The organism is Bacillus sp. GW823-FHT06B01 (assembly GCF_058952315.1).
Genome location: NZ_JBXAHR010000002.1, coordinates 20,321 through 31,524, shown reverse-complemented (window position 1 = coordinate 31,524; position 11,204 = coordinate 20,321). Strand labels below are relative to the sequence as shown.

Sequence of the window (11,204 nt, the reverse complement as noted above, 5' to 3'; positions counted from 1 at the left end):
ATACGCTCGATTGTAAACTAGTCTATCCAATTTGTACAATACGAAAAGGTTACTCATGAGAGTAACCTTAGTAAATGAAATTATATCGACGATTTTTCAAATATATCGAACACAACTTGAAATATATCAACGATTTTTTTAATATATCGACGTTTCGACAAGGGATATCGACTTACCGACAATTACCGACGAAATTCGCCCGCTATTTTAAAGACTCAACCTACCGCTCAAACACAATCCGCTGCTTCGTGATTTCCGCCAGCCTTCCTCGATTTACTTCATACTCAGTGTCAACACTTTGCGGTACAATCACCTTTCCGCCCTCAAGCATCACTTCCGGCGAAATAATATCCTTCTCCCAGTGCCTACTAGAGGCAGATATATCACCTGGAATCGTAAAGTTTGGCAGTGAAGCAAGCGCAACATTTTGTGCTCGTGAAATCCCCATCTCTACCATACCACCGCACCAAACTGATATGTTATGCTCCATGCAGTAATCATGAATTTGAATGGATTCTGTTAATCCACCCACTCGCCCTGGTTTAATATTAACGATTCGGCAACTGCCAAGCGTAATCGCAACGCGCGTGTCTTCTAAACTATGGATGCTTTCGTCTAAACAAATCGGCGTTTCCATTTTCTTTTGCAGTTGTGCATGATCAAGAAAATCGTAATCCGCTAGCGGTTGTTCAATCATCATCAATTGAAATTCATCTAATCGTTTCAGTTTCTCCGTATCCGCTAATGTATACGCTGAATTTGCATCAGCCATTAACGGGATGCTTGGAAACTCTTTACGAATTTCTTTCAATAACTCGTAGTCGTGCTCTGGCTTTATTTTCACTTTAAAACGCTCATATCCTTCTTCTGCATACTTCTCAATTTGTTTTAACATAACCGGAATTGTATTGATACCAATCACAACGCCTACTTCAATTTCAGTCCTAGTTCCGCCAAGCAATGTCGCTAATGACTTCTTTTGACGCTTTGCATATAAATCCCAAACAGCCCCTTCAATTCCGGCCTTTGCCATTCTGTTTCTCTTTATACGCTTGAACAACTCTGGTATTTCATTCGGATGAGAAATTTCAGCTTTCAATAAATCCGGTATTAAAAAATCTTGAAGTACATGTAGCGCTGTCTTCACCGTTTCTTCCGTATACCACGGTTCAGAGAACGCAACAACTTCGCCAAATCCAATGTATCCGTCCGTATTTTCTAATTCAATGACGATACTTTCACGCTTTTCATACGTTCCGTAGCTTGCAGCAAACGGAATGACGAGTGGCATTTCCGTTATATGAAGTGTCGCTTTTTTTATTTCCACTTACATCTGCTACTAAAAATATAGACAAATGTATATTCTTAGAGTATTCCTGCTTCTAAGTGCCCTGCCTCGCTAATCACTCGCTACTACAGTTTGCTGTGACACTCCACAGGCGTAAATTCCGATGTAGCCCACCGTACATATATACAATCTATTTACGTTAGTATTGTATATTTTTTTGCTTGTAAAAGGTTGATAGATGCATTTAAATCTCTATCCATTACATTTCCACAATCACATGTATATACTCGGTCAGACAGCTTTAAATCCGACTTTTTTTGACCGCAACATGAACATATTTTAGAAGATGGATAGAATTTGTCCACTTGCCGTAGTTCAATTCCATATTCCCTACATTTCGTTGATAACCATGTTTTAAAAGCATAAAAACATTGTTGCGCTACAGCTTTAGATAGATGTTTGTTCTTCATCATACCTTTCACATTCAAATCTTCTACTGTAATAAACATTGGCTTGGTTTTCACCACATCATTTACAATAGACTTTACATACGCTAATCGAATATTTGCTAGCCTAGCATGTAGTTGTTGCACCCTAAGAATATTTTTGTTTATATTCGCTCTTTTATTAGTAACAGGTTGTTCACCTCTCTTTCTTATATTTTCAAATTTGCGTGATAAAGAGCGTTGTTCACGTTTTAACCGTTTTTCTATCTTTTTTACTTGTACTGTTTTATTTATATTTTTGTGAGTTTTTCCATCGCTACGTACAGCGAAGTCTTTAATTCCCAAATCAATTCCTAGACCTACTGCATTGAGTGTTGCATTTGGTTTTACCTCTTTCACTTCACAGAGTATAGACACATAGTATCTTCCTGCTCTTTGATAGACTGTACCACTTTTTACAGTTGTATTTTTTGAAATATATCCATACTCTTTTAACCTTATCCAACCAATTGTAGGAACTTTGACTCTATGTCTTTCTACTGTCCAATCTGTTTTGTTGTTTTTCGGAAAGTAGCACTTCACATCTTGCTTCCTCTTTTTTTTATATCTTGGAAACTGAGATAAACCTTTAAAAAATCGCTTAAAAGCTTTATCTCCATTCATAATCGCTTGTTTTACCGCTTTGCTCGACACTTCTTTAATCCACTGGTCACACTCTTTTGTATGAATGTTGTTTAACCATTTAGAAAAGTCATAGCCACTAAGAAATTTCCCCTCCGACTCATATGCCTCTTTATTTTTAGAGATATACAGGTTATATACATATCGACATACCCCAATAGTTTGATGGATTTTACTAACTTGTTCAGTTGTCGGTTTGATTTCTATTAAATATGCTCTTTTCATAAGTCTTCATCCTCCGACATTTTCTTTTTGTATTTTCTCAACCCATATATTCTACAGCTAAATACATGAATGATAGATATTAAATCCTGAACAAGTTCTTCTTGAGGAGATAGTTTTTCATTGTTAACAATCATAATTTCCACTCCCATTTTACGAAGAAACTCTTCAAACCAATCATATCCAAAACGTACAAATCTATCTTTGTGTGCAATGATGATAGTCGAAATATTTCTTTCCATACAACTGTCAATCAGGTTTATTCCACTGTTTTCTTTTGTAGTTTAATCCGCTACCAATACCTTTGATAACTTTATCTACAATTATCCCTCGTGCATTTGCGAAACTCAACCTGATTTTCTAAATCATCTTTCTGACCTGGATTTGAATAACTACTTCGCCTACTTTATTTTCTTCTTGAATACTCATATATACCTTATACTGTTCTTCTGTATAGTATCTTCTTCCTTTTTGGTTTCGCTAAGCAGGTAAAACACCTTGATTGTCCCACCTTTGCAATGTCTTAACAGAGACATTAAGCATTTCTGAAAATTCTTTTGGTTTATATTGTTTCATAATTACTTTTTATTATATATGCCTACTTTTGTCTATGTTTTTGTTTACTGTTTCTTTCTCCCCCACTAATTCTCTTAACTCTCGTCTTAACAATTTTTTCGAAGCATTTCGTGGTAATTCCTCTAAGAAACACGCTTTCTTAGGCACTTTATATTTTGCTAATTTCTCCTCGCAAAAATGCAGAATTTCTTCTTCTGTTACCTCTCCACTTTTTACAACAAAAGCAGCAGGTACTTGTCCCCATTTATCGTCAGCCATACCGACAACACCAGCTTCTGCTACCATCGGATGAGAGAGTAACACTTCTTCAATTTGAGCCGGATATATATTCTCTCCGCCAGAAATAATTAAATCACTGCGGCGATCTAGTACGTATAAAAATCCTTCTTCGTCTAAATAACCGAGGTCACCAGTATGAAGCCATCCGTTTTGAATTGTTTCGCGTGTCGCATCTTCACGGTTAAAGTAACCGCCTGTTACGTTTGGTCCTTTTACTACGATCTCGCCTTCCACAAACGGCGGTACTACTACGCCATCTTTTTCAATACGAAGTTGGCACTGAAATAGTGGTTTCCCAGCTGATCCTACTTTCGTTAACATATAATCTGCTGATAACGTACAAATTTGCGACGACGTTTCTGTCATACCGTACGTTTGATACACAGGAATTCCTTTATCTACACAAGTTTCTAATAACGGTTTCGGCGCTGGTCCTCCGCCAAGTAACATACATCGTAAAGAAGATGGATATGTCTCTTCTCCAAGTCTCTCTAATAAATCAGTTAACATTTTAGAAACGACAGAAATGATCGTAACACCTCTCGTTTGAAGTGCTTTATGAATAAAATCAGCATCATATTTCGGAACGAGTAAAATACGCATTCCGTACATAACATTTTTCATTAAAAGAGATAGCCCGCCAACGTGGAACATTGGCATACAAGCTAACCAGCAATCATCATCACGAAGTCCTAAATTAAGCGAAGAACCGACTGCGCTTGCCCAGTGATTGCCGTACGTTAAAATAACGCCTTTCGGTTTTCCTGTCGTCCCTGACGTATAAATGATTGTCATCGCTTCTTCTAAAGAGAATTCTTCTTGTATAGAGGCTTCCGCCTTCGATCCATTCATCACTTCGGCGAACGAATATACAAGAACATCCTTAGCCTCGAAATCTTGATCCGTCACTAAGCATATAACTTCAGCATCATCGATTTGCCAAAGTAGCTCTTCTCTTGAAAGACGCGTATTTAAAAGCACAGCTACTGCACCTACGTAAGATAGGGCGTGAATAACTGTAATCATCTCCATACCATTTTTCATCAGAACAGCCACCTTTTGCCCACGCTTCACTCCTACATGCGTGAGGTGTTCACAAACAGATACTACTTTTTCATGCAGCTGCATAAAAGTAACTTTCTCTTCCTCTATTTCAATTGCAGTGCGATCTGGTGTTAAAAATGCACGTTGCTTTAACCAATTTGGCATCGTCTCCATCATACATTCTCCTTTCATGAAAGAAAGAGACTTGATATGACATCAAGTCTCTTAGTTGTTTTATTTCCGGTTGATCTCATCTAGCTACAGCGGCTAGAACAGTCGGTCGTTTCACGCCTTCCTACGAGGCAAAAAACGCCTCTTCGTCAGGAGTTCCAACGCCCTCTTGTTGTAAACGAGCCGCTTCCGCTTTTGGTTTCATCTAGCTGCGCCTCCTAGCCCCTTCCGTCTAAGAACCTTCCGCACGAGAAAGTAAAAAACACTTTCTGTGCGAAAGAACCTTAGCCTACGAGGCTAAACAGTCGGCTCCGCTTTTGGTTTCATCCAGCTACAGCGGCTAGAATGTTCGGTGGCTTCACTTCTTCCTACGAGGCAAAAAGCGCCTCTTCGTCAGAAGCTCCATCCCCCTCACATTCTAAGCGAGCCGCTTCCGCTTTTGGTTTGATCAAGGGAAACGAGGGAATTGACCGAAGTCCGGACTGCGTTTTTCTTTGAACGCGTCACGACCTTCTTTTGCTTCGTCAGTTGTGTAGTACAATAACGTTGCATCTCCAGCTAGTTGTTGAATACCAGCTAGACCGTCTGTGTCTGCGTTGAATGCAGCTTTTAGGAAACGAAGTGCCATTGGGCTGTTTGCTAAGATTTCTTGTGCCCATTGTACTGTTTCTGCTTCAAGTTCTTCTAATGGTACTACTGTGTTTACTAAGCCCATATCAAGCGCTTCCTGTGCGCTGTATTGACGGCATAGGTACCAAATTTCGCGAGCTTTCTTGTGGCCTACCATACGAGCTAAGTAACCAGCTCCGTATCCACCGTCAAAGCTTCCTACTTTAGGACCTGTTTGTCCGAATACAGCGTTGTCTGCAGCGATTGTTAAGTCACATACGATATGAAGTACGTGTCCACCACCGATTGCATAACCTGCTACCATTGCGATAACTGGTTTAGGAATTGCGCGAATTAGACGTTGTAAGTCTAATACGTTTAAACGAGGGATTTGGTCGTCACCTACATATCCACCATGACCGCGAACTTTTTGGTCGCCGCCAGAACAGAATGCACGTCCACCTTCACCTGTTAAAATGATAACGCCAACATTTGCATCATCACGAGCGTGTGCAAAAGCGTTGATTAACTCCATTACCGTTTTAGGACGGAATGCGTTATGTACTTCAGGACGGTTAATCGAAATCTTTGCGATACCATTGTATGTTGAATAAATAATATCTTCGTAATTGCCTTCTTTTACCCATTCAATAGCCATTACAACTACCTCCTTGTATATTTCTGATCTCCTCTATAAGTGTAGCTTCCTTCTTAGATGAACAAGCATCACTGCATAGTTTTTAGAAATCCCTTTACTATTGTATCAAACTTTTCCGGTTGTTCCACATGAATTGCATGGCCAGCACCATCAATTTTCACAAATTTCGCGTCAGAGACGCATTTTTCGATGTTTTTTAATATGCGAAAGAACTTTTCATCATGCTCCCCGTTCATTAAAAGAACAGGTATTTTTAAGTTTTGCAGCTCGTTCCACCATGAAGGCTGAGCCCCTGTTCCCATGCCGCGCAAGCTATTTGCAATTCCTTTTGGATTGTTAGCAAGTCTTTCTTTTCGCACTGCTTCTTGTACGTTTTGTGCTAAAAGTTTTTGCGTTTCAAACAGCGGAATATTTTCCCACATCGTTACAAAACTATTGATGCCTTCTCGCTCAATTTTATCGGCAAGTCGCTCATCTTTTTCACGACGTTCTTCTCTCTCATTTTCACTTTTGAGCCCAGCTGTACAATTTTCTAATAAAAGAGAATGTACATATTCTGGATATAGACATGCCATCGTAATCGCCAGTCTACCGCCCATTGAATAGCCAAGTATGTGCGCTCTTTCAATATGAAGGTAATCTAATAGTTCTTTCATTTGCAATGCTACATTTCGAATATCATAGTGAGTTACATCTTCAGGACTTTCCGTTTTTCCGTGCCCCACAATGTCTACTAAAATGACTTGAAACTGCTCACTCCAAGAAGGGACGAAGGAACGCCACGTTTCCATGCTTCCCGTAAAACCATGAAGAAGTAGAAGTGGTTCCCCGCTTCCGACTACTTCATATTCATACGATACACCTTGCAGCGTTACGTTCATTTTGATTCACCTTGCAACGATGTAGTAATTACGTCCTGCGTTTTTGCCCATAATTTACGGTGCAATGTTAAGTTTTCATCACGGTTCGTACAAATTTCTACAACGTGTAAACCTTCCGTCGTCGTTCCTTTTTGTACCTCTTCTCGGAATTGCTCCCAACCATTTACACGGCTAAATGAACCGCCGTACATTTTGACAACATGCTCATAATCAAGTCCAATTGGCGTTCCAAATAATGATTCGAAATGTTCCTTTTTCTCATATTGTGGTAAGAATGAGAAAATACCGCCACCATCATTGTTTACAACGACAATCGTTATATTTAATTCATGTAATTTTGCGGCTAATAATCCGTTTAAATCGTGATAAAATGATAAATCACCAATAACTAATACGAGCGGATCGCAAATAATACTCGCTCCTAAAGCTGTCGAAATGATTCCATCAATCCCGTTTACACCACGGTTTGCCATCACTTGAATATTTTTATCCGATGTGAAAAAGAATGAATCTGTATCACGAATTGGCATACTATTACTCGCAAATAACGTTGCCCCTTCTGGTAGTACGCGGACGATATCCGTAATAACTTTCCCTTCAAATGCAGTTTCATATGTTTCCATTTCACGAAGCGTTTCCTTCGTTTTTTCGTTTATATGTTGCCACATTCCGAACCAATCATTCTTTTTCATAACTGGCAGTTTTTCTATTAATGCACCGCAAAACGCAATATCACTTGCTTGGACAACCTCTGTCGCAACGAGAGCTGGATCTCTCCATTGTCCAGATTCGTCAACAACGATATGAACAGCTTTCGTCTGTTTTTTGATGAACTGCGTTAATGCTTTCGAAACAGGCATCCCACCAAAACGAATCATAACTTCTGGCTTCCACGTTTCTTTTAACAGCTCATTTCGTAAAAATGTATCGTAACAGTCGATTACCATCGTTTTATCGTGATGTCCGCTACGAATGTTAGAAAGTGGATCCGCTAATATTGGATATCCCGTTTTCTCAGCTAGTTCTGCCGCAAACGCTGCGATTTCTGAATGACTATCATCTCCACAAATAATAAGCCCCTTTTCCATATGTGAAAGGCGCCCTACAAGAGAATCTACATATTCACTCGGCATCATCACGTTCCCTTGCTGAACTACTCCTGTATATTCCCCGCGTCCTTTATCCCATAAACTTTCTAATGAGAAATTTGGGATAAGCGGCTCGCGAACTGGAAAATTAAGATGAACAGGTCCTTGCGGCGCTAGAAGTGCGCTTGCTATCGTGCGCTGCGTCGTCATGCGAGCATAATGATACATCGCTTCACTCGCTTCTGGAAGTGCCATCTCTGTAAATTGCTTCACAAATGTACCGTATAAATTGAATTGATTCATCGCTTGTGGCGCACCAACATCTCTTAATTCATGCGGTCTATCTGCTGTTAAGACGATAAGCGGCACTCGTGAATGAAAAGCTTCACATACAGCTGGATAATAGTTTGCTGCTGCCGTCCCTGACGTACATAATAACGCAACAGGGCGTTTTTTTGCTTTTGCGATACCGAGCGCAAAAAATCCCGCTGATCTTTCATCTACATGTAAATATGTGTTCATTCCTTCATGTTGTTCCATTAGTAGAGCAATCGGTGTTGACCGTGAGCCTGGACTAATGACAACATCACATACATTTAGACGCGTCAGTTCATCCACGAACGCGCCTAAATAATATGATAATGCTTCTATATGATTGTTCATTTCATTAATTCCTCCAAAGCACCAAGCATCGGTCTAAACTTCAAGCTTGTTTCTTCATATTCAAGTTGCGGTACTGAATCAATTACAATCCCGCACCCAGCAAATAAGGATGCTTTCGCGCCATTTAATAATCCGCAGCGAAGTGCAACCGCAAATTCACCATTTCCTTCATCATCTATCCAGCCAATCGGTGCACCATATAACCCTCTGTCTAACAATTCAACATCACGAATCAGTTTCATCGCTTCCAAACGAGGTGTCCCGCCAAGAGCTGGTGTTGGGTGTAATTCTTCTACCATTGTTAAAAGACTTGCATCGCCTTTTGCCTCTACAGGCGTATATAAATGAATTAAGTTTTTCGTTGTTAATAAGCCCGGACTTTCCGGAATATTAACAGATTCGCAGTGCTCATTTAGTACTCCTCGAATCATGTTCACAACATAACCGTGTTCAGCTAAATTCTTTTCATCATGAAGAAGCGCATTACTATTTCGTTTACTTTCTTCTATAGATTGACCATGACCAGTTGAACCAGCAAGACACATCGAAGTAAACTTCTCATCTTCTTTGCGAATTAATCTCTCTGGCGTGGCTCCTAAGAAGCATGCTCCTTTATAATCAAAAGAAAATACGTAACAATCTGGTTGCCCAATGCGAAGTGCTTCTAAAACAAGAGCAGAATCAATATGATGATCCATTTCTACTTTTAGCTCCCTCGCTAATACAACCTTCTGCACGTTCCCCTGCTTCATCTCATCTTGCACTGTTTCAATGGCCTTCATCCAGCCTTTCGGATCTACTTCTACTTTAGAAGTAACTGTTAATTTCGATCCTTCAAGTGCACATTTACTCTCCCCAAAAATTTTCTCTTCTAAAGAAACAATTTCGTTATAAAGAGTTTCTGCACAATCAGTTGCTGAAACGAATGTATTCATTGTTAACCATGCTTTTTCATTTTTTACAGTTAATAAAAATGCTGGTAGTGAAAATGTCGTATCATCAAATTCTTTCCATAAGTCGGTTTTCTCTTTTTCTTGGTCAAATGAAAATCCACCAAATAAAAGAGGACCTGTTCCAAATTCGTATCTTTCTCTTTGTACAAATGCTTTCTCTTTTACTTTATCCCACTCGTCACGAGCCGTTTGAAAGCGTTTGTGAGAAGAAGTTGCTATAGTGAAAACAGAGCCAATTCCAGCAAATATTACATGCTGAGCTGGGTCTGCAAAATAACATCTATTTTCGAATGAGATCCTTTTTCCTGCTGCATAAAACAGAAGCGGATCTATCCAGTCTATTTGTTTTACGAAGCTCACCAATATTTTTTCATCAGTTGCACGCTTAATGGCTGCACTAAGAACTTCTTGCAAGCCTATTTGTTTCGTTTGAATCACAATTGTCTCCCCCCTATGGGCGAAAAATAGTCATAATTACGCTTGATTTTAAGATACACCTCAAACGAAAGGCCTGTCAACGTTTAGCATTTCTGAGAAATTCACCTTCTCTTCCTAGAAAATAAACGTTGACACTAAATGATGCTTTTTCTACACTTAGTTGTGTACAATATGTGACCAAAGGAGGATTCAACATGGAAATGAACGTCGAAACGAATTCCTCTCCTACGGCGCCAAAGCCAATTAAGCAAACAGGCTGGCGCATTTGGTGGAGTTTACTACGTCCCCATACATTAACAGCAGCTTTCGTTCCTGTTTTCATCGGAACAGCATATGCAATGCAGGTCGGAGGCATAAATCAAATACATCTCCCTCTTTTCCTTATGATGCTTCTCGCTTGTCTTCTCATTCAAGCAGCAACAAACATGTTTAATGAATACTTTGATTATAAAAGAGGACTTGATCACGAAGGGTCAGTTGGTATCGGCGGCGCTATCGTTCGCGATGGCATTCAGCCAAAAACGGTGCTTAACTTAGCATTTGGATTTTTCGGCATCGCAATACTATTAGGTGTTTATATCTGTATGAATTCTAGCTGGTGGCTTGCGGCAATCGGTCTTGTCTGTATGGCTGTTGCTTACCTTTATACAGGCGGTCCACTTCCAATTGCATATACACCATTTGGAGAGTTAACAGCCGGACTATTTATGGGTGTCATTATTATTGGGATTTCATTCTTTATTCAAACTGGAACTGTAACATCAGAAGTCATTTTACTATCTATTCCAAGCTCCATTTTAATTGGTGCCATATTATTAGCTAATAACATTCGTGACTTAGATGGCGATAAAGAAAACGGTCGTAAAACGTTAGCAATTCTCGTTGGACGCGAAAGAGCCGTTGGTGTACTCGCTTCTATGTTCATCGTTTCTTATATTTGGACAATCGCTCTAATTATCGTTAACATCGTATCACCATGGATGCTTATCGTATTTTTAAGTGCACCGAAAGCATTGAAAGCGACGAAAGGCTTTATCGGCAAAAGCATTCCAATGGAAATGGTACCTGCAATGATTGCCACAGCAAAAACAAATACAATCTTCGGTCTCCTCATGGGAATCGGATTATTGCTTGGATATTTCCTATAAAGTGAAACTTTAATCAACTGCCCGTTAATGCGGGATAAAAAGGAGCTGCTAACGTGGCT

Annotated in this window: 8 protein-coding genes and 1 pseudogene; 1 reads left to right on the top strand and 8 read right to left on the bottom strand. The window is 39.6% G+C overall.

Translation table 11 applies throughout. From position 1 onward, the window contains the following. Positions 1-220: 220 nt before the first annotated feature. From menC to AC1Q8N_RS07010, 8 genes and pseudogenes are all read right to left on the bottom strand, one after another. The gene (menC, locus tag AC1Q8N_RS07045) at positions 221-1,327 is read right to left on the bottom strand and encodes an o-succinylbenzoate synthase (protein ID WP_098847776.1); all 1,107 of its coding nucleotides are present in this window, start codon (positions 1,325-1,327) and stop codon (positions 221-223) included. Positions 1,328-1,482: 155 nt separating this feature from the next. Further along, entirely contained in the window at positions 1,483-2,640 is a 1,158-nt protein-coding gene (locus AC1Q8N_RS07040) for an RNA-guided endonuclease InsQ/TnpB family protein (RefSeq protein ID WP_262753616.1), read from the bottom strand. Then, positions 2,637-3,213: pseudogene (locus tag AC1Q8N_RS07035) on the bottom strand (IS607 family transposase). The gene AC1Q8N_RS07040 and the pseudogene AC1Q8N_RS07035 overlap by 4 nt, the downstream one beginning before the upstream one ends. Before the next feature lie 12 nt (positions 3,214-3,225). Further along, positions 3,226-4,710, bottom strand: coding sequence for an o-succinylbenzoate--CoA ligase (locus tag AC1Q8N_RS07030; protein WP_176519578.1), 1,485 nt, complete (start codon positions 4,708-4,710; stop codon positions 3,226-3,228). A gap of 445 nt (positions 4,711-5,155) precedes the next feature. Beyond that, positions 5,156-5,974, bottom strand: coding sequence for a 1,4-dihydroxy-2-naphthoyl-CoA synthase (gene menB, locus AC1Q8N_RS07025; protein ID WP_000963888.1), 819 nt, complete (start codon positions 5,972-5,974; stop codon positions 5,156-5,158). Between the two features lie 68 nt (positions 5,975-6,042). Next, the gene (gene menH, locus AC1Q8N_RS07020) at positions 6,043-6,855 is read right to left on the bottom strand and encodes a 2-succinyl-6-hydroxy-2,4-cyclohexadiene-1-carboxylate synthase (protein ID WP_098047222.1); all 813 of its coding nucleotides are present in this window, start codon (positions 6,853-6,855) and stop codon (positions 6,043-6,045) included. Then, positions 6,852-8,606, bottom strand: coding sequence for a 2-succinyl-5-enolpyruvyl-6-hydroxy-3-cyclohexene-1-carboxylic-acid synthase (menD, locus tag AC1Q8N_RS07015; protein WP_048541145.1), 1,755 nt, complete (start codon positions 8,604-8,606; stop codon positions 6,852-6,854). The genes menH and menD overlap by 4 nt, the downstream gene beginning before the upstream one ends. Continuing rightward, positions 8,603-9,997, bottom strand: coding sequence for an isochorismate synthase (locus tag AC1Q8N_RS07010; protein WP_098079224.1), 1,395 nt, complete (start codon positions 9,995-9,997; stop codon positions 8,603-8,605). The genes menD and AC1Q8N_RS07010 overlap by 4 nt, the downstream gene beginning before the upstream one ends. 194 nt (positions 9,998-10,191) lie before the next feature. Between AC1Q8N_RS07010 and AC1Q8N_RS07005 the strand changes: the two genes are divergently transcribed. After that, positions 10,192-11,145 (top strand): 1,4-dihydroxy-2-naphthoate polyprenyltransferase, encoded by a 954-nt coding sequence (locus AC1Q8N_RS07005; RefSeq protein ID WP_098643175.1) that lies wholly within the window; start codon positions 10,192-10,194, stop codon positions 11,143-11,145. Positions 11,146-11,204: the final 59 nt, after the last annotated feature.

Excerpts from the sequence above, each read along its gene's own strand:
- AC1Q8N_RS07040 (WP_262753616.1), bottom strand. The coding sequence starts at position 2,640 with ATGAAAAGAGCATATTTAATAGAAATCAAACCGACAACTGAACAAGTT.
- AC1Q8N_RS07030 (WP_176519578.1), bottom strand. The coding sequence starts at position 4,710 with ATGGAGACGATGCCAAATTGGTTAAAGCAACGTGCATTTTTAACACCA.
- menB (WP_000963888.1), bottom strand. The coding sequence starts at position 5,974 with ATGGCTATTGAATGGGTAAAAGAAGGCAATTACGAAGATATTATTTAT.
- menH (WP_098047222.1), bottom strand. The coding sequence starts at position 6,855 with ATGAACGTAACGCTGCAAGGTGTATCGTATGAATATGAAGTAGTCGGA.
- menD (WP_048541145.1), bottom strand. The coding sequence starts at position 8,606 with ATGAACAATCATATAGAAGCATTATCATATTATTTAGGCGCGTTCGTG.
- AC1Q8N_RS07005 (WP_098643175.1), top strand. The coding sequence starts at position 10,192 with ATGGAAATGAACGTCGAAACGAATTCCTCTCCTACGGCGCCAAAGCCA.